We start from the raw sequence: 18,447 nt of genomic DNA, 5'->3' as shown, positions 1-18,447 counted from the left end.
GGGATCAGCCGGCTGTCATGCGGCAGACGGGGCGACCGGATCGGCGAAATCGGCCGGGACTCCGGGACCGGCCTGTCAGGAATTACCGGTGGGGCGCAGCACCCGGGCGGCTCCGGCGATCAGGGCGGTGGCCAGGATCCAGCCGGAGGCGACCAGGACCCAGGCCAGCCACTGGGTCCAGCCGACCGGCTCCCACGCTCCCCGCTGTTCGAAGACGCTCACCGGGACGAGCAGGTCCAGCGTGTAGACGAACGGCTGGAACACCCTGACCTCGTCCGGGTCGATCTTCGTCGGCGGCACGGCGTCGAAGACCACGGTGCCCGCGGTCAGCAGCACCGCCGTCCAGAGCCCGGCCAGCCAGGGGCGGTAGCCGTACCCGACGGCGAGATCGAGCAGCCGCCCCCAGAACCTGCCGGTCGGTTTGAGCGTGCGGCGCCGCCGCCGCTGTTTGGCCAGCAGCACCCGGCGGGCGTCCGGCTCGTGACCGATCCGCCGGAACCAGGCGGCCAGCTGCTCGTACGGCTGCGGCCGGTAGCCGTCCGGGTCCCTGCTGACCCAGGACAACCGCTCGGCCACGGTCCAGTCGCCGCGCAGCGTCTCGTAGACCAGCCCGTTGAGGTGCACCCTGCCCGGATAGGCCGAAGGCTGGTCCATGATGAGTTCGATCCGCGAGTAGGCGAGGCTGACCTCGCCTTCGAGAGAGGCCGGTCGCAGGATCAGCTCGTTGACCTGCATGTGGGTCAGGTGGAGTGCCCGATCGGGGGCCGACAACACGGCCTGGTCGAAGGAGAGCACCCCGTTGATCCGCGCGCCGCGCATCCGGATCGTGCCCGTCGCGGTGAATCCCGCGCTGAACTCCGCCGCCCCGGACTCCATGAAGTCCGCCTGCACGGCGTACGGCCCGGTCGCCGTGATGACCGACCTCTGCAGGTAGATCCCGTCGTGGAACTTCGCCCCGATGATCCGCAGGCCTCCGGTGACGTGCGTGTCCCGGATGAACGCCCCGCCGTTCACCGTCAGCCCGCCCGCCCACAGGGCCCACTGGTGCTGGTCGAGGCCCCGCTCCCGCATGTCCCTGGCGTCGAGCGGCCTGCGGACGTCCTCCAGCCAGCTCTCGGTCGCCCTGGACTGCTCACCGGGAGCGGACAGGTGGCACTTGGAGAACCGTAACTGACCGGTCACCTGCGCGTTGTCCAGCCGGATCCCGCTGCGGACCGTGGACCCGTCAAGCTCCAGCAGGCCGTTGAACGTGCACCGGGGAGCGCGGACCCGCTCCATCTCGCACCCCCGGAAGCGCACCCCCGAGGCGGTGGTGTCGGCGAGGGAGACGGCCTCGGGGAGATAGCAGTTGAGCAGATGGAGCTTGCCGGTGAGGGTGGCGTCGGAAAGATCCAGCTTCCCCGTCACATGGGCGCCCGCCAGCCGCAGCCCCGCGGTCTTGCCCGGCTCCGGTTCCCGGGCGCCGAGCAGCAGCGCCGCGATGACCTCAGCGCGGACCGTCCGCTCCGGTCCCCAGTCCGCCCCGTTCGCCGGGTCGTCGACGTCGGCGTCCCCGGTGCGCAGATCCACCCAGGCGCCCGCCGGATAGGCGTCCCAGACCTGCCGCTCTGCCGGGCTCAGCCGCCGGAACGGTCGTGTCAGTCGCATTCGAGACCTCTTTATTCAGGTTGCTGAGAACCGGCGCTCGCGGCGGCGGCCGTCGCGGCAGGGGCGAACGACTCCGAGCATCCGGCCTCTCGGGCTTGGGGGTGGTCTGACCGCGTCGTCGTAGGGATCTCCCGGGAGAATCTATCCCGTGCAGATCTCCGACGGTTTCGACCTGTCCATCGACGACCATGTCGCCACGTTACGGATCAACCGCCCCGGCAAGCGCAACGCGATGAGCGTGGCCATGTGGCGGGCGCTGCCCGGGCTGCTCGCGCCGCTGGCGGGCGATCCCGGCGTGCGCGTCCTCGTGCTCACCGGCGCGGGCGGCACCTTCTGCTCCGGAGCGGACATCTCAGAGGTCGCCGGGCTTTCCGCGGAGGGCGACGACACGGGGCTGACCGTCGCGGCGGAACGGGCGCTGGCCGGGTTCCCCAAGCCGGTGATCGCGATGATCGAGGGCTTCTGCGTGGGCGGCGGCTGCCAGCTCGCCCTCGCCTGCGACCTGCGCCTCGCAGCCGAGGACGCCCGCTTCGGCATCACCCCCGCCAGGCTGGGCATCGTCTACCCACTGAGCTCCACCCGCCGCCTGGTCGACGTCGTCGGCCCGTCCACGGCCAAACTCCTGCTCTACTCCGCCGAGCTCGTCGACGCCGGCCGGGCCCTGCGCACCGGCCTGGTGGACGAGGTCCTTCCGCGGGAGGGGCTGCGCGAACGGGTGTACGGCCTGGCCCGCACGATGGCCGGGAACTCGCAGCTCACCCTCGCCGCCACCAAGGAGGTCGTGGACGGCCGGGCGGACGAGGCGCGCTTCCGCGAGTGGCAGAAGAAGTCACGCGAGGAGGTCCCCGAGGGGGTCGCCGCCTTCCTGGAGCGGCGCCCTCCCCGGTTCACCTGGTCTTCCTGAGCGGCCGGCCCTACCGGTCGACGATCTCGTTCTTGCCGATGACCACGACGCCGTCGCGGGTCACCGCGAAACGCTGACGGTCGTATTCGAGGTCGAAGCCGATGCGGGCACCGTCCGGAATGATCACGTTCTTGTCGATGATGGCCTTGCGGACGATGGCGCCGCGGCCCACCTTCACGTTGTCCATCAGCACCGAGTCTTCGACGTGGGAGTGGGAGTGCAGCACCACGCCGGGGGAGAGGATGGAGCGCTCCGCCAGCCCGCCGGAGACGATCACGCCGGCGGAGACCAGCGAGTCGATCGCCCGGCCGATCCGGTCGCCCTGGTTGTGCACGAACTTGGCCGGAGGAAGCGGGTCGTGGCCGGTGTAGATCGGCCACTCCCTGTTGTAGAGGTTGAAGACCGGGTGCGGCGAGATGAGGTCCATGTGGGCCTCGTAGAAGGCGTCGAGGGTTCCGACGTCCCGCCAGTAGCCGCGATCCCGCTCGGTGGAGCCGGGCACGACGTTGTTGGCGAAGTCGTAGACCTCGGCACCGCCCGACTTGACCATCATCGGGATGATGTTTCCGCCGAGGTCGTGCTTGCTTGCGGGATCGAGTGCGTCCTCCCGGAGCGCGTCGAGCATCGCCTGGGTCTTGAAGACGTAGTTGCCCATCGACGCGTACACCTGGTCGGGCGCGTCCGGCAGGCCCACCGCGTCTTTGGGCTTCTCGCGGAACGCCACGATCCGCCGCCCCGCCGGATCGGTCTCGATCACACCGAACTGGTCGGCCAGCGACAGCGGCTGCCGGATCGCCGCCACGGTCACGTCGGCGCCGGAGTCGACGTGCTGCTCGACCATCTGCCGGGGATCCATCCGGTAGATGTGGTCGGCGCCGAACACGATGACGTGGTCGGGCATCTCGTCGTAGATCAGGTTGAGGTTCTGGAACACCGCGTCGGCCGACCCGGAGAACCAGTGAGGGCCGAGCCGCTGTTGCGCGGGCACCGGCGTGACATAGTTACCCAGCATCGTCGACATTCGCCAGGTACGGGATATGTGCCGGTCGAGGCTGTGGCTCTTGTACTGCGTCAGCACGACGATCTGCAGGTAGTGACCGTTGGCCAGGTTTGACAGTACAAAGTCGACAAGCCGGTATATCCCCCCGAACGGCACCGCAGGCTTGGCCCGGTCAGCCGTCAGCGGCATCAGCCGCTTTCCTTCGCCGCCGGCCAGCACGATCGCGAGGACTCTCATACCAGGACCTTAACCCGATGAGCAGGACCGAAACACACCTAAACACTACGCTGATCACATGCGTGTAGATCTGCTGAGCCGTGAATATCCTCCTGAGGTGTACGGCGGTGCCGGAGTCCATGTGGAATACCTCGCCCGGGAGCTGCGGCGGCTGGCCGACGCCCGCGTCCGCTGCTTCGGGGCGCCGCGTTCCGAGCAGGGTGTCGAGGCCTACCGGGTGCCGAGCGGGCTGGAGACGGCCAACGCCGCGCTCCAGGTGCTCGGCGTCGACCTGGAGATGGCGGCCGGGTGCGAGGGCGCCGATCTGGTGCACAGCCACACCTGGTACGCCAACTTCGCGGGCCACGTGGCGAAGATGCTGTACGGCATGCCCCACGTGGTGACCACGCACAGCCTGGAGCCGCTGCGGCCGTGGAAGGCCGAGCAGCTCGGCGGCGGCTACACCCTGTCGTCGTGGGCCGAGCGGGGCGCGCTGGCGAGCGCTGACGCGATCATCGCCGTGTCGGAGGGGATGCGGCGTGACGTGCTCACCAGCTATCCCGAGGTGGCGCCGGAGAAGGTCACGGTGATCCACAACGGGATCGACACCGACGAGTACGCCCCCGACCGGGCCACCGGCTTCCTGGACAAGCACGGCATCGACCCCGGCAGGCCGTACGTCGTGTTCGTGGGCCGGATCACCCGGCAGAAGGGCCTCGTCCACCTGCTCCACGCGGCCAGGGACTTCCACCCCGACGCCCAGCTGGTGCTCTGCGCGGGCGCGCCCGACACCCCGGAGATCGCCGCCGAGGTCACCGCGCTCGTTCAGGGGCTGGACAGGGAGGGCGTCATCTGGATCTCGGAGATGCTCCCGCGCCCCGAGGTGATCCAGATCCTCACCCACGCGACCGTGTTCGTCTGCCCCTCGATCTACGAGCCGATGGGCATCGTGAACCTGGAGGCCATGGCCTGCCGGACGGCGGTCGTGGCCACCGCGACCGGCGGCATCCCCGAGGTCGTGGCCGACGGTTCGACCGGGCTGCTGGTCCCGATCGACCAGTCCGCGGCCGACGGCACCCCCGACGATCCCGAACGGTTCGCCGCCGACATCGCCGAGCGGGTCAACCGGTTGCTGGCCGATCCGGCGCTCGCCGCCGCGATGGGCGAGGCCGGGCGGGTCCGGGCCGTGGAGCACTTCTCCTGGGCCCGGATCGCCGAGCGGACGATGGACCTGTACCGGTCGGTCAGCCGGCCCTGATCATCTGCTCGTTCATGATCAGGAAGGCGCCGAGCCCGTGGAAGTCGTTCACCGGCCGGGCCCGGCCGAAGTAGTAGCCGACGGCGTCGTCGACGTTGGTGCCCTCGCTGATGCCGGTGACGGCGGTCCGGCCGTCGGAGCCGAGTGACACCCTCGCCAGCACGCCCCGGTAGCCGCGCTCGGCGTTGACCTTGTAGGAGGCGTCCACATACCCGCGCTCGACGGAGCGCGAGATCGTGAAGGTGTACATCGCGGAGCAGGAGGTCTCGGTCCAGTCGGCGGGGTCGTCCGGCTCGGTGACCACCTGGAACCAGCGTCCGGTCGCCGGGTCCTGGTGCCTGGCGTAGGCCGGGACCAGCCGGCGCAGCATGGTGACCAGCGCGGGACGGCGGGGGTGATCGGCCGGGAGCAGCTCCAGGACGTCGACCACGGCCATGCCGAACCAGCCGATGGCCCGGCACCAGGAGAGGCCGTTGGTGTTGCCGTGCTCCGGACGGACCCAGCTCGCGGTCAGCCCGCCGGGCTCGTCGTAGGCGTGGTAGAGCAGGCCGGAGGCGTCCCCCGACGTTCGCAGCAGGTGGCTGTAGTAGATCTCCAGCTGCCTGGCCGCCTGCTCGTTGCCCCAGGCGGCGTCGTTGAACTGCTGGCCGTACCTGATCACGAAGGGGTTGACCATGAAGGCGCCGTCCGCCCAGAGCTGGCCCTGGCGGGAGTCGGAGGTGGAGTGCCACCAGCCGCCGTCGGCGGTGCGGGGATAGGTGGTCAGCCGGTTTCTGATCTTCTGCGCGGCCGTCCGGTATCTGGCCTGCCCGGTCTCCCTGGCCAGGATGAGCAGCACGTTGCCTGACTCCATGCTGTCCAGGTTGTTGAAGCTCTGGCCGATGTTGCCGGAGTCGTCCACGAAGCGGTCGGCCCAGTCCTTCATGTACTGCAGGTACCGGGGGTCGCGGGTGCGCTGGTAGACCAGGTACTGGCCGTAGAGGTAGAGGCCGCGCGTGTAGCCCCAGCCGCCGAGCGTGGCCGGGGTGAAACGGGCCATGGTCGAGTCGGCCACCGCCCTGGACCAGTCGAAGGACGGCGGGGTGCCGTCGTCGATCGAGAGGGAGTCGGTGTTGGGGCCGCCGTTCGCGGTGGTCGCGGTGGCCCTGATCGTGTTGGTGCCCGCGGTCAGGGAGGCGGTCACGGTGGAGGTGCGCCAGGTCGTCCAGGCGCCGGTGCCGGGGAAGGCCAGTTCGTCGGCGACGAGGACGCCGTTGACGGTGACGTCCATGGGCCGGTCGACGGCCGTGCCGTTGGCATAGCGCAGGATCAGTGTGACGGCGCGGGCCTGCGGAGAGGTGACCGTCCATTCGACGTGGCCGCCGGTCGTGTTGTCGTAGTTGACGAAACCGGTTCCGGTGAAGCCGGCGTGGTTGGACTCGACGACGCCCTGGGAGATCGCCGCTTCCTCGGCCTCGTACAGGGTGACCGCGGCCGCCGCGGGTCGTAAGGGCAGCAGGAGAGTGCCGCCCAGGGCCAGGGCCGCGATCAGTGCCCGTCGCCGGAGTCCGAGCGTCATGGGTTGACTCCTCACTCGTCGGCCCCTGTTCGTTCGGAAAGATCGCTCATGAACCAACAAGCGCACGCATGGCGGTTCGTTCTCTGGGCGGATGCGACAGATCCAATCTTTCGCGTGTGTGGATCTCTCACTAGAGATACGCCATAACCGACATTTCGTCTATCTACTAAGAAAATTTCCCCGACCGAGATTCGCTCACGTAGCTGACATCGGATGTCTATTCATCACTCAGATCTTGCTGGTTAGGAAAGTTTCCTAAAGATTGTATCGATCCAAGATCCATTAAGTGTTGACAGATGTTATTTTTTGTGGGATTACGGTGCAAAACTCCAATTTTTCGCGAGATGTACCGGTTTCCCGAGCCGGTGATCGTGCGGGTAAGACCGGCGCCCGCGCGGTCACCGGCCGTCTCTCCACCCCCCAGCCACGAAACGTGGAGCCCCCTCATGCCATCTCGACGCGATTTCCTGATGACCACCGGAGCGGTCACTGGCGGCGCGATGCTCTCCGGCCCGGCGGCCCCTCTCCGTACGGCCCACGCCGCGTCCCCGGCCTCTCCTTGGGACGAGGTTCCGGCGATCCTGGCCAGGATCGTGCCGCCCACCTTCCCCAGCCGGATGTTCGACATCGCCGACTACGGCGCCAGGCCCGACAACTCCACCGACTGCACCGCCGCGTTCCGCAACGCCATCGCCGCCTGCAACGCCGCCGGCGGCGGGACGGTGCTGGTGCCGGGCACCGGCAAGTTCCGCACCGGAAAGATCCACCTGCTGTCCAACGTGCGGTTGCACGTCGAGGCGGGCGGCACCGTCCGCTTCCGCAGCGACGCGGGCTCCTACCTCCCCAGCGTCTACACCCGCTGGCAAGGCATCGAGTGCTACAACTACTCGCCCTTCATCTATGCCAGGGGCCAGACCAACATCGCCCTCACCGGCCCGGGAACGATCGACGGCAACGCCGCCGCCGGACCGTGGTTCGGCTTCGACGGTCGGCGCGGGCCCGACTGGGAGCGGCTGCAGCAGATGGCGGTCGACGGCCTGCCGGTCGGCCAGCGGCAGTTCGGCGACGGCCACTTCCTCAAGCCGAACATGATCCAGTTCTACGACTGCACGAACATCCTGATCGAGGACCTCGACATCAGGAACCCGGCGATGTGGACGATCCACCCGGTGCTGTCCCGCAACGTCACCGTGCGGCGGGTGAAGATCTACAGCAGGGGCGCGATGGTCGACGGGGTCGACCCCGAATGCTGTGCCGACGTCCTCATCGAGGGCTGCTCGTTCGACACCGGCGACGACGGCACGGTCATCAAGTCCGGCAGGGACACCGACGGCCGCCGGGTCGGCGTGCCGAGCGAGAACATCGTCATCCGCGGCAACAAGTACTACGGCCGCTGGGGCGCGATCACCGTGGGCAGCGAGATGTCCGGGGGAGTGCGCAACGTCTTCGCCCAGGACAACCAGATCTTCCCCGGGCCGGACTACAAGTCGTTCTACGCGGTCTACCTCAAGACCAACAACCGGCGCGGCGGTGTCGTCGACGGCGTCCACGTCCGCAACCTGACCGGGGGCCCCTGCGACCGGGGCGGCTTCTACGTCGACATGAACTACAGCCTCACCGGCCCCGGCCACGGGCCCATCGTCAACCCGGTCATCCAGAACCTCAGCGTGGACGGCCTGAACATCGCCGGCTCCCCGTTCGCGATCAAGCTGTCCGGCTCGTCCGCCAGCCGCATCAGGAACGTCACGATCAGCAACAGCACGTTCACCGCCATCGACACCCCCGCGCCGCAGATCGGCAACGCCGACAACGTCGTGCTGAGCAACGTGCGGATCAACGGCGTCCTGTACGGCGAAGGCCCCCCGCCGACCCGCTTCGAGGCCGAGAACGCGACGATCTCGCAGGGGGCGGTGGAGTCCAACCACGCCGGGCACTCCGGAACCGGCTTCGTCAACTACGACAACGTGGCGGGCTCCTACGTGGAGTTCACCGTCGACGTGGCCACCGCGGGCACCAGGACGCTGGCCCTCCGCTTCGCCAACGGCACCACGGCCAACCGGCCGATGGACATCGCCGTCAACGGCGCCGTCGTGGCGGCGGGCAAGGCGTTCAACGGCACCGGTTCCTGGACCACCTGGCAGACCACCTCGGTCAGCGCGGTGCTGGCGACCGGGACCAACACGATCCGAGCCACCGCCACCACCGCCAACGGCGGCCCCAACCTCGACTACCTGGAGGTCCAGCCATGAGGCCGCCGTATCGGAAGACCACCGCCGCCGACGGCGGCCCCGGCCTCGACGAGATCACCATCGGGCGGGAACCATGAACCTCACCCGACGCCAGCTCGGAACACTCTTCGGCGCCGCACTCCTCACCCCTCACCTGGAGACGCGAGCCGCCGCCGCGGCGCCCGCGTGGAAGCTCATGTGGTCGCCGGAGGCGAGCGTCGACGGGCTCAGGGCGTTCGAGACGATCGAGGACGATCGTGCCGACTCCCACCCGGCGGGCCGGCCGCACATCTACCCCGAGGGCGACAACTTCCGGTTCGACATGCACATGGTCGACCGGGACACCATGACCGACCGGCAGCGCCAGGAGGTCACCGGCAACCGCACGCCGGCCGGTTACCTGGAGTGGAACGACGGGGAGACCTGGCGGGTCACCTACTCGATGTACATCCCGAGCACGTTGAAGGCCACCACGTCCTTCACTCACATCTTCCAGACCAAGAAACCGGGCACGGGCACGCTGCCGATCACCGTCACGTCGCTGCGCAGGGTGAACGGGACGCAGACCATCGAGCACAAGGTGGTCGAGGGCGATGTCCTGGTCGGCAGGACCGACCTGGCGCCCCTGCACGGCAGGTGGATCGACGTCGAGTACGAGATCAAAATCGGCGACGGCGGTTCGGGTTCGGTCCGCTGGGTGATACGCAGCGGCGGCACCACGGTCGTCGACGCCGCCAAGACCGGGGTCGACACCTTCCTCGGCGACCGGGTCCGCCCCAAATGGGGCATCTACCGCTCGCTCGGCGACACCTCCGGCTCGCTGCAGGACTGCCATCTCCTGCTGACCGCCATGCGCGCCTACAAGCGGGTCGAAGGCGTGCCCCCGGTCGACTACCAGGCGGAGAACGCCACCATCTCGCAGGGCGTCGTCGAGTCGAACCACGCGGGCTACACCGGCACCGGATTCGTCAACTACGCCAACGTCGCCGGCAGCTACGTGGAGTGGAACGTCAATGTCGCGGAGGCCGGCATCGTGCCGCTGACCTTCCGCTACGCCAACGGCACCACGACGAACCGGCCGATGGACATCGCGGTCAACGGCGTGGTCGTCGCCGCGAACCAGGCCTTCGGCAGCACCGGGGTCTGGACCGCCTGGGCGACCACGACGCTCGGCGTGCCGCTCAGGGCGGGCGCGAACACCATCAGGGCGACCGCGACCACCGCGAACGGGGGCCCCAACGTCGACAAGATCACGATCGGATAGGCCGCCATGCACTCATCCCGACGCGAGTCCCTCAAGGCCGCCGCGCTGGTACGCGTCCTGGTCGCACTCGCACTCACGTTCTTCGGGCTCGCCGTCCTCCCCGCCCTTCCCGTCCCCGCCTCCGCGCTCGCCGAGTTCAACGTGCGCGACTACGGGGCCACCGGCAACGGCTCCACCAACGACGACGACGCCATCGACCGGGCGATCAGCGACGCCAGCGCGGCGGTGGGCGGCGTGGTCGTCTTCCCTTCCGGTCGCTACCGCTCCCGCAGCGTCCACCTCAAGAGCAACGTCACCCTGCGGCTCGACTCGGGCGCGGTGCTGCTGGCCGCCGGCGGCGGCATGGACGCCCCCGAGCCGAACCCCGCCTACGACGACTACCAGGACTTCGGGCACAGCCACTTCCACAACTCGCTCATGTGGGGCCATGGGATCACCGACTTCCACATCACGGGGGCCGGCACGATCGACGGCGACGGCAAACTGTCGACCAGCAACTCCCCGCCGTCGGGCGCGGGCAACAAGGCGCTGGCCCTCACCGAGTGCTCCAACGTGAGCATTTCCGGCGTCACCTTCCGGCGCGGCGGCCACTTCGCGATCCTCATGAACGGCTGCCACGACGTCGCGATCGACAACCTCAAGACGGTCTGGGCCGGCTCGGGCGTCCGTGACGGCGTCAACATCATCAACAGCTGGAACGTCACGGTCGCCGACAGCCGCATCGAGTCCAATGACGACGCCATCGTCCTCAAGAGCGACTTCGCCCTCGGTCACACCTACACCAGCCAGAACATCCGCGTCCGCGACACGACCGTGTACTCCCACGAGAACAACGCGCTCCAGTTCGGCTCGGAGACCTGCGGCAACTTCCGGGACATCCGGTTCGACGGCATCACGGTCCTCGGCGCGGGCAAGGCCGGGATCGGCATGGTCTCGATGGACGGCGCGATCATCGAGGACGTCCACTACACGAACGTGACCCTCACCAAGACGACCACGCCGATCTTCATGAAGATCGGCGAGCGGAAGCGCTGCCCCGGCTCGCCGCCGGCCGGGCGGATCAGGAACATCCACCTGACCAACGTGACCGGGAGCGACCTGACCGCTCCCGAGCCCGGACCGGTCACCGGCGGGCCCGAGCTCACCAGCACGATCACCGGCACCCCCGCGGTGGACATCGGCCCGGACATCACCCTCACCGGCGTCAAGCTGACCGTCCCCGGCGGCCACCCCGCCTCCGACGCGACCATCGTCCCCGGCGAGTTCCTCACCTCCTACCCTCCGCGCGACTACGGCACCCGCCCGTCCTACGGCTTCTGGGCCCGCCACGTCCAGGGCCTCACCTTCGACGGCGGCAGCGAGGTCCGCTTCCAGAGCAACGACAACCGCCCGGCGTTCATCGCCGACGACGGCGCGAACATCCGGTTCGACGGCGTGATCGCCCAGCGCGGCTCCGGCAGCGCCTATGACGCCGGTGTCAGCGGCGTCAACGGCTACCTGGTGACCGGCGCCACCACCTCCGGCGGCACGCTCCGGGTTCGCGCGACCGACTCCACGCCGATCGGCGGCGACCCCGTCAGCCTGTACGGCGAGGCGGAGTCGGGCACGGTGACCGCGCCCATGCAGATCCAGAGCGACCCCGCCGCGTCCGCGGGCTCCTACGTCACCGTGGCGGCGGGGAACAACAGCCAGTCCACCGCCCCCGCCACCGGTCACGCCAACGTGACGTTCACGGTCCCGTCGGCCGGGTCGTTCCGGGTCTTCGCCCGGGTTGTCGCGCCCACCACCAGTGACGACTCCTTCTGGGTCCGGGCCGACGGCGGCGCGTGGACCAACTGGAACGGCATCCCGCCGGGTTCGGCCTGGCACTGGGCCACCGTCCCCGTGACCTACGGCCTCACCGCGGGCGGCCACACCGTCACCTTCGCCTACCGGGAGGACGGCGCCCGCCTCGACCGGATCGCCATCTCCAGCGACCCGGCCTTCGTCCCCTCCGACGGCCCCGCCCCGGCACCGGTCCGCCTGGAGGCGGAGGACGCGACGATCTCGCAGGGCGCGGTGGAGTCGAACCACCCCGGGTTCACCGGCACCGGGTTCGTCAACTACGACAACGTCACCGGGTCCTCGGTCGAATTCACCGTCACCGCGGCGACCGCCGGGAACGCGACCGCGACCCTGAGGTACGCCAACGGGACCACGGCGAACCGGCCGATGGACATCGCGGTCAACGGGACCGTCGTCTCGGCGGCCCGCGCCTTCAACGGGACGGGAGCCTGGACCACCTGGGCCACCACGACGCTCACCGTCCCCTTGGCCGCCGGAGCCAACACCCTCCGGGCGACCGCCGTCACCGCCGGCGGCGGCCCCAACCTCGATCACCTCGACCTCGTCGGCCCGTAAACGGATCCGGCCCCCCGAAAAAGAGCCCGCCCCCCGAAAAGGAGCTCTTATATGCCCCGTCCACCACGCCCTCGGCGAGGCCGCCTCAGGGCGGCGCTCGTCGCGGTTCTCATCCTGATCAGCGGCATGACGCTCGCCGGCCCGGCCAGGGCCGAGCTCCAGCACCCCCGCCAGGCCTTCCTGCGCTCCTCCGTCGGCGGCCTGTTCCTGCACTGGGGCATGCGTACCTCACCGGCGCACACCAGCTGCTCCGCCTGGGAGGCGGCCGTCACCGGCGGCGGCTGGAACCCGGACTACTGGGTCGAGGAGGCCATGAAGCTGCACACCCGGTACATCGTGCTCGCCACCTTCCACAGCAGGCTCGGATATGCCCGCCCCTACCCGTCCGGCATTCCCGGCAGCTGCCGTACCAGCCGGGACTTCCTCGGCGAGCTCATCGACGCGGCCGACGCGCGGGGGCTGAAGGTCATCCACTACATGACCGACGATCCGCAGTGGTGGAACGAGGGCCTGGGCTCCGGGCAGAGCTGGCTGAACTCCGCGGCCTTCTCCTCCTACGTCGGCCACAACGTGGACCTGCACACCCGTGAGGGCTTCGGGGAGTTCAGCTACCTGCAGTTCATCGAGCAGATGCGGCGCTATCCCAAGCTGGCCGGGTTCTGGATCGACAACGACAACGCCTACTGGGAGAGCCACGGCCTCTACGAGCGGATCCGCGCCGACCGGCCCGACATGACGCTCAGCAACAACAACGAGGACACGCCGATCATGGACATGATCAGCAACGAGCAGAAGACCGGCATGACGCCGGGCTACGACTACCCGCAGGCGGTCTACACGGCGCTGCCCCGGCTGATCGAGGCGGACTTCAAGCTGCCCACCTCGGGTCCCTGGTGGTACGGCGGGTCGGACCAGGCGGTCGACTACAGGCTCACCCTCGGCCGACTCATCACCAACGCCGGTTCCTCGATCAAGGCGTTGATGGCGGAGACGCCGATGAAGGCGGGCCGCATGCCGCCCGCCCAGGAGGCCTTCAACGACTTCGCCCAGGGATATCTCGGCGGCATCTGGGAGTCGCTGAACGGCACCGAGGGCGGTGGCTACATGTACGGCGGGCTCAAGCCCGGTTTCTGGAACGCCGGAGCCCACGGCGTCACCACGGTCAGCAGGACCGACCCCAACCTGCACTACATCCACGTCCTGACCCGGCCGTCGGGCGGCACCCTGCAGATCCGCGACAACGGCTACAGGATCTCCTCGGTCACCAACCTGCGCACCGGGGCCGCGATCGGCTTCACCCAGGGCGGCGGGACGCTGACACTGAACGGCGTCTCCGGCTGGGATCCCTACGACACCGTGTTCAAGGTCGTCTCCAGCGGCCGCGAGGGCGTTCTCGGCGGGGTCACCGTGAGCGCGTCGGCCTCGGCGAGCGGGCACGGCGCCGCGGCCGCGGGAGACGGCGACTACCTGACCTACTGGGACAGCGACAAGTCGCTCCCGGTGTCGCTCCGCTTCGATCTCGGCTCGGCCAGGAAGGTCCAATATCTCGGGATCAACCAGCGAGAGGACTCGGTCGGTTACGCGCGCTCGGCCACCGAGCAGTCCGCGCGCATCCGCGACTACCGGGTCTACTTCAGCGCCGACGGCACCGACTGGGGGAGCCCCGTCAAGACCGGCACCCTGCCCAGCCACCGGGGGGTGGCGATCATCGATCTTCCCGCGGCCACCACCAGGCACGTCCGCCTGGAGGTCGTCAACACCCACGCCGCTTCCAGCGACACCACCCGCTACCGGCGGCTGCGGGTGGATGAGGCATGGGTCGGCGGGGACTACGCGGGCGGCGGCACCCCGGCCCCCAGCCGGTACGAGGCGGAGGACGCGACGATCTCGCAGGGCGCGGTGGAGTCGAACCACGCGGGGTTCACCGGAAGGGGATTCGTGAACTACGACAACCTGGTCGGCTCGTCGGTGGAGTTCGCGGTGAACGCCACGGCCGCGGGGAGCGCGACGCTGACGTTCCGCTTCGCCAACGGCACGGCCGTCAACCGGCCGATGGACGTCCTCGTCAACGGGACCGTCGTCGCGGACGAGCTGGCGTTCGACGGCACCGGGGCCTGGACGACCTGGAAGACCACGTCGATCACCGTCCCGCTGGCCGCCGGGGCCAACACGATCCGGGTGGTGTCCACGACCGCGAACGGCGGTCCCAACCTCGACCACCTCGTCGTCGGCTGAGGCGGACATCCGGAGAATAAGGTTCCAGAGGTGGGTAAGGTCGAGGCCGTGAAGTTTCACATGAGGATCACCGACCGGCACGGCGGCGTCAGCGCGGGGCCGTACGGCAGCCGCAATCTCGGGGGCATGTGCGGCGACGACCCGGAGGCGGTCGCCGCCAACCGGGCGCGGACCGCGGCCGAGTTCGGCCTGGACCGGGTCGTGTTCATGCGCCAGGTCCACAGCGCCGACGTCCGCTACGTGACCGAGCCGTTCGGTGACGACCCGCCGCCGCTGGACGGCGTCTGCACCGATGTGCCCGGCCTGGGCCTGGCGGCGCTCTGCGCCGACTGCGCCCCTGTCCTGCTGGCCGACCCGGAGGCGGGCCTGGTGGGGGCGGCGCACTCCGGACGGGTCGGCACCGTCTCCGGCGTGGTCCCGGCCCTGGTCAAGGAGATGGCGGCCAGGGGCGCCGACCCGGCGAGGATGACCGCCCTGATCGGCCCCATGGCCTGCGGCAGCTGCTACGAGGTCCCCGCGGAGCTCCGTGACGAGGTCACGGCCGTGCTCCCCGCGGCCTGGTCGATCACCCGCCACGACACCCCGGCCCTCGACCTGCGCGCCGCGATCACCTCGCAGCTGACCGGGGCCGGTGTCGGCGAGATCACCCACGACACCCGGTGCACCATCGAGACCGGCGACCTGTTCTCCCACCGCCGTGACCGCACGACCGGCAGGTTCGCCGGCTACGTATGGCTGGAGGCCTGAGGTCCCGGCAGCGGATCGATCCCCTCCGGTGACGTGCTCATCGGAGGGGATCTCTCGCGTCAGTCGGCGGCGAGGATGCTCCCGTAGGCGCGGGCGGCCAGGTCCGCGATGAGGCTGTGCGCGCCGAGGACGTCGGCGAAGTCGGCCCCGATCTCCGCCGCCGCGGCCTCCACGAGGCCGGTGGCGGCCTCGGGACCGATGACGCACGGAGACAGGGCGATGCGCCGGGCACCGATGCCGCGCAGCCGCTCGGCCGCCTCGGCGACGCTGGGGGCGCTGTCCAGGGAGGCGACCAGAACGGGCAGCGTCAGCCGGGAGGCCAGCAGCACGGCGGTCGGCTGCGCCTCCGCCGTGGCCTTCTCGCCGCCGACCGTGACGAGGATGACCGCGTCGACCGGGCTGGAGACGTTGAGCAGGCGCATCCGGTCGGCCCGGGCCAGGTCCTTCTCCGCCAGCCGGATGTGCAGGGCCTCGGCGAGCAGCGGGTGCGGCCCGAGCGCTTCGGCCACCGTCACCGACGCCCCGCTCGCCGCCACCGCGGTGGCGATCACCCGGTCGGCGACCGGGTGCGGCCCGGTCAGCAGCGGCACCACGATGGCGGCGGCGCCGTCCTCGGGACGCTCGCGGGCGGCCGCCTCCAGTTCGGAGGTCAGCTCCTTGCCGTCCTGGCTGAGACCGGCGAGGCGGACCTCGATCTGCGGGTTGTCCACCCGTATCAGGGCCGCGAGTTCGGCGTCGGCGCCTGAGCCGTCGCCGAGCGTGGCCAGCACCAGCGCGGGTGCCTCGGGCGGGAGCTGGGAGGGCACGGGCTTACGGCGGCGGCCTGAGGGTCGGACGGCGCGTCCGCGCACGGGGAGGATGGAACTCTCACTCACATGCGCGGACTCTAGGCTGATTTTGCTCGCTTTGTAGCAAAAAATGGCAGCAATTCCGTCACAACATGATCGAAAGAGGAGGTTACCGTCACGGGTCGATCAGACGTCCCGGTATCCCTCCCACTCGTCCTCCAGCGCCGAGTGCACGACGGAGTCGCGCCAGGCGCCGCGGGCCCGCACGTGATGCCTGATCCTGCCCTCCTCGACCATCCCGGCGACGAGCATCGCGAGCTGGGCGGCCGTGTTGGCGGGGGAGCGGGCACCCCAGATGCGGTGCAGGCGCAGATGCCGGAAGCCGAACATCAGTACCAGCCGGATCAGGTCGGTGCCGATGCCCCGGCCCCAGTGGTCCGGCCGCAGGCCGATGCCGATCTCCGCGCTGTGCGGGTGGTCGGCCTCGATGTGCAACCGGGCGACGCCTATGGGCTCGGACTCGTCCGGGTCGATCACCGCGAGCAAGTACAGGCGGCGGGGCTCGGCCTCGACGGCTTTCAGCGCGTCGGCGACTATCTCCTGGACCTCCTCGCGGGTGCGGGGGTCGAATGGTAAGTGCTCGGTGGCCGCGGGGTCGCCGTAGACGGCGTGTAACGCGTTCACGTCAGCGGTCGTGACTTCCCTCAACCGGAGTCTCTTGCCGGAGATGTCAACGTGGCGCATGCGCAGACGCTAACGCCTCAGAAGTCTCACGGCTAGGGATCTTCCGCCTGACAACTATTCCGTCAACGGGGTGATCTTCAAGGTGAGGCCCGCGCGGGCGGTGAGAATCCCGGACGGTGGCCGGAGGCGTCCGTCCCGGTCGCCGCCCGCGCGGCTTCCTCGGCGAGGTGGCCGCGCCGATGGTGGCATAGGTGGACGGCAGGCCGAATGAGCAGCGACGTCACCGCGAGCACGTTTGACCATGTCCGAGATGGAGGACAATAAGCGAATGATCCCTCCCGTTCCCAACGTGCTCGTGGTCACCGGTCCCGGCCTGGTCGCCGACCTCCGCCTGCTCACCGAGGTCGCCGACCGGGAGTTCGCGGCCCTCGGCGTCGACGGGAAGGTCTTACCGGCCCCCGACCTGCCCGGCTTCCGGGCGGCACTGGAGTCCTCCGGCGCCCTGGTCGTCCTGCCCGGCCCGGACCCCGAGATCCGGGGCCTGTCGTCCGCGTACCCCCAGGCGGTCTGGCTGGACCTGACGAAATCCGCCCCGCCCGCATCCCAGCCTGCGCCCGCCTCCCAGCCCGCGCCCGACGGCTCGCCGGACCCGCTCGGTGGCACCTACCTGCACGGACGCGGAGTCTGGGGGCTGACCTGGGCCATCAGGCACGCCGTGCACCGGCTGCGGTGGCCGGCGCGCAGGGTCGGCTACGGCGAGCACCCCGACCAGTGGGCGGAGGTGCGGACGCCGCGGGAGGCCGCCGGGCCGGCGCCCGTCGCGGTGCTGCTGCACGGCGGTTACTGGCGCTCGATCTGGGGCGCCGACCTGATGGACGCCCTCTGCGCCGACCTGGCCGAGCGGGGATTCACCTCCTGGAACGTCGAATATCGCCGCCCCGACCTGCACGGATGGGCCGCGACCACCGACGACGTCGCCGCGGCGATCGCCCTGGCGGCCGAGGGCGCGTCCGGCCCGGTCGTGGTGATCGGCCACTCGGCGGGCGGGCAGCTCGCCCTCCGCGCCGCCGCCGACGATCCCCGGGTCTCCCTGGCCGTCTCCCTGGCCGGGGTCCTCGACCTGGTGGAGGGTGACCGCAGGCACCTCAGCTCCGGCGCGGTCGCCGCCGCCCTCGGCGGGTCCGCCGCCGAGGTTCCCGAGATCTACGGGCGGTCCAGCCCGCTGGAGCGCCTTCCCCTGGGAGTGCCTCAGCTCATCGTGCAGGGCGGCGGCGACGATCTCGACTTGGTGGACCTGAGCCGGCGTTACGCCCGTGCCGCCCAGGCCGCGGGCGATCAGGTGACATACCTTGAGATGTCAGGTGACCATTTCGACGTCATCGACCCCGCCTCGCCGATCTGGCGGGCGACGGCCGGGGTGATCGCCGACCGCAAGGGCGGTGAGGCGCCGTCCGGCCGCCCGCGGTAGGCGAACGCTGGTGATATGGGGCTTCGGAGGGGGTGCGGGCATAGTGTTCG

The 18,447-nt window shown here is 69.9% G+C and carries 13 protein-coding genes; 8 read left to right on the top strand and 5 right to left on the bottom strand.

Annotated features, from left to right (window positions below):
* Positions 1-75 precede the first annotated feature (75 nt).
* Positions 76-1,647 carry a pentapeptide repeat-containing protein gene (locus tag ACFY2X_RS14690; RefSeq protein WP_389937841.1) on the bottom strand — a complete coding sequence of 524 codons (1,572 nt, stop codon included), beginning with the start codon at positions 1,645-1,647 and terminating at the stop codon, positions 76-78.
* A 148-nt stretch (positions 1,648-1,795) separates the two neighbouring features.
* Between ACFY2X_RS14690 and ACFY2X_RS14685 the strand changes: the two genes are divergently transcribed.
* Positions 1,796-2,551 (top strand): enoyl-CoA hydratase/isomerase family protein, encoded by a 756-nt coding sequence (locus tag ACFY2X_RS14685; RefSeq protein ID WP_389937838.1) that lies wholly within the window; start codon positions 1,796-1,798, stop codon positions 2,549-2,551.
* 10 nt (positions 2,552-2,561) lie between these two features.
* On the opposite strand, the gene glgC is transcribed toward ACFY2X_RS14685, so the two are convergent.
* Positions 2,562-3,788, bottom strand: a complete 1,227-nt coding sequence (gene glgC, locus ACFY2X_RS14680; protein WP_389937835.1) for a glucose-1-phosphate adenylyltransferase — start codon at positions 3,786-3,788, stop codon at positions 2,562-2,564.
* A 58-nt stretch (positions 3,789-3,846) separates the two neighbouring features.
* Here glgC and glgA point away from each other — a divergent pair, with 58 nt between their 5' ends.
* The gene (glgA, locus tag ACFY2X_RS14675) at positions 3,847-5,025 is read left to right on the top strand and encodes a glycogen synthase (protein ID WP_389937832.1); all 1,179 of its coding nucleotides are present in this window, start codon (positions 3,847-3,849) and stop codon (positions 5,023-5,025) included.
* Here the strand turns inward: glgA and ACFY2X_RS14670 are convergent.
* The gene (locus tag ACFY2X_RS14670; protein ID WP_389937829.1) at positions 5,012-6,583 is read right to left on the bottom strand and encodes a glycoside hydrolase family 88 protein; all 1,572 of its coding nucleotides are present in this window, start codon (positions 6,581-6,583) and stop codon (positions 5,012-5,014) included. The genes glgA and ACFY2X_RS14670 overlap by 14 nt on opposite strands.
* 446 nt (positions 6,584-7,029) lie before the next feature.
* Here ACFY2X_RS14670 and ACFY2X_RS14665 point away from each other — a divergent pair, with 446 nt between their 5' ends.
* The 5 genes from ACFY2X_RS14665 to pgeF all read left to right on the top strand — a co-directional run bounded on the left by ACFY2X_RS14665 (position 7,030) and on the right by pgeF (position 15,457).
* Positions 7,030-8,832: a glycosyl hydrolase family 28 protein gene (locus tag ACFY2X_RS14665; protein WP_389937827.1), complete on the top strand. Its 1,803-nt coding sequence runs from the start codon at positions 7,030-7,032 to the stop codon at positions 8,830-8,832.
* A gap of 73 nt (positions 8,833-8,905) precedes the next feature.
* On the top strand, positions 8,906-10,075 hold the full coding sequence (locus ACFY2X_RS14660; RefSeq protein WP_389937824.1) for a CBM35 domain-containing protein: 1,170 nt from the start codon (positions 8,906-8,908) through the stop codon (positions 10,073-10,075).
* 6 nt (positions 10,076-10,081) lie between these two features.
* A complete protein-coding gene (locus tag ACFY2X_RS14655; RefSeq protein WP_389937821.1) occupies positions 10,082-12,475 on the top strand; it encodes a glycosyl hydrolase family 28 protein in 2,394 nt (797 codons plus the stop codon).
* Positions 12,476-12,526: 51 nt separating this feature from the next.
* Positions 12,527-14,710: a discoidin domain-containing protein gene (locus tag ACFY2X_RS14650; protein WP_389937818.1), complete on the top strand. Its 2,184-nt coding sequence runs from the start codon at positions 12,527-12,529 to the stop codon at positions 14,708-14,710.
* A gap of 60 nt (positions 14,711-14,770) precedes the next feature.
* Complete coding sequence (gene pgeF / locus ACFY2X_RS14645) at positions 14,771-15,457, top strand: peptidoglycan editing factor PgeF (protein ID WP_389938538.1); 687 nt, start codon at positions 14,771-14,773, stop codon at positions 15,455-15,457.
* A 59-nt stretch (positions 15,458-15,516) separates the two neighbouring features.
* Here the strand turns inward: pgeF and ACFY2X_RS14640 are convergent, their stop codons facing one another.
* Together ACFY2X_RS14640 and ACFY2X_RS14635 are read right to left on the bottom strand one after the other, a co-directional pair.
* Positions 15,517-16,332 carry a sirohydrochlorin chelatase gene (locus ACFY2X_RS14640; protein WP_389937815.1) on the bottom strand — a complete coding sequence of 272 codons (816 nt, stop codon included), beginning with the start codon at positions 16,330-16,332 and terminating at the stop codon, positions 15,517-15,519.
* Between the two features lie 99 nt (positions 16,333-16,431).
* The gene (locus tag ACFY2X_RS14635; RefSeq protein WP_389937812.1) at positions 16,432-16,989 is read right to left on the bottom strand and encodes a GNAT family N-acetyltransferase; all 558 of its coding nucleotides are present in this window, start codon (positions 16,987-16,989) and stop codon (positions 16,432-16,434) included.
* A gap of 268 nt (positions 16,990-17,257) precedes the next feature.
* Between ACFY2X_RS14635 and ACFY2X_RS14630 the strand changes: the two genes are divergently transcribed.
* A complete protein-coding gene (locus ACFY2X_RS14630) occupies positions 17,258-18,397 on the top strand; it encodes an alpha/beta hydrolase (protein ID WP_389937810.1) in 1,140 nt (379 codons plus the stop codon).
* Positions 18,398-18,447: the final 50 nt, after the last annotated feature.

The sequence above is a fragment of the Streptosporangium sp. NPDC000396 genome, assembly GCF_042898655.1.
In the GTDB taxonomy this organism is placed as follows: Bacteria; Actinomycetota; Actinomycetes; order Streptosporangiales; family Streptosporangiaceae; genus Streptosporangium.
This window is presented reverse-complemented; position numbering and strand designations above follow the sequence as displayed.

Coding starts and splice junctions, on each gene's coding strand:
- ACFY2X_RS14665 (WP_389937827.1), top strand. CDS start 7,030: ATGCCATCTCGACGCGATTTCCTGATGACCACCGGAGCGGTCACTGGC.
- ACFY2X_RS14660 (WP_389937824.1), top strand. CDS start 8,906: ATGAACCTCACCCGACGCCAGCTCGGAACACTCTTCGGCGCCGCACTC.
- glgC (WP_389937835.1), bottom strand. CDS start 3,788: ATGAGAGTCCTCGCGATCGTGCTGGCCGGCGGCGAAGGAAAGCGGCTG.
- ACFY2X_RS14630 (WP_389937810.1), top strand. CDS start 17,258: ATGATCCCTCCCGTTCCCAACGTGCTCGTGGTCACCGGTCCCGGCCTG.
- ACFY2X_RS14670 (WP_389937829.1), bottom strand. CDS start 6,583: ATGACGCTCGGACTCCGGCGACGGGCACTGATCGCGGCCCTGGCCCTG.
- pgeF (WP_389938538.1), top strand. CDS start 14,771: ATGAGGATCACCGACCGGCACGGCGGCGTCAGCGCGGGGCCGTACGGC.
- glgA (WP_389937832.1), top strand. CDS start 3,847: ATGCGTGTAGATCTGCTGAGCCGTGAATATCCTCCTGAGGTGTACGGC.
- ACFY2X_RS14690 (WP_389937841.1), bottom strand. CDS start 1,647: ATGCGACTGACACGACCGTTCCGGCGGCTGAGCCCGGCAGAGCGGCAG.
- ACFY2X_RS14650 (WP_389937818.1), top strand. CDS start 12,527: ATGCCCCGTCCACCACGCCCTCGGCGAGGCCGCCTCAGGGCGGCGCTC.
- ACFY2X_RS14655 (WP_389937821.1), top strand. CDS start 10,082: ATGCACTCATCCCGACGCGAGTCCCTCAAGGCCGCCGCGCTGGTACGC.
- ACFY2X_RS14635 (WP_389937812.1), bottom strand. CDS start 16,989: ATGCGCCACGTTGACATCTCCGGCAAGAGACTCCGGTTGAGGGAAGTC.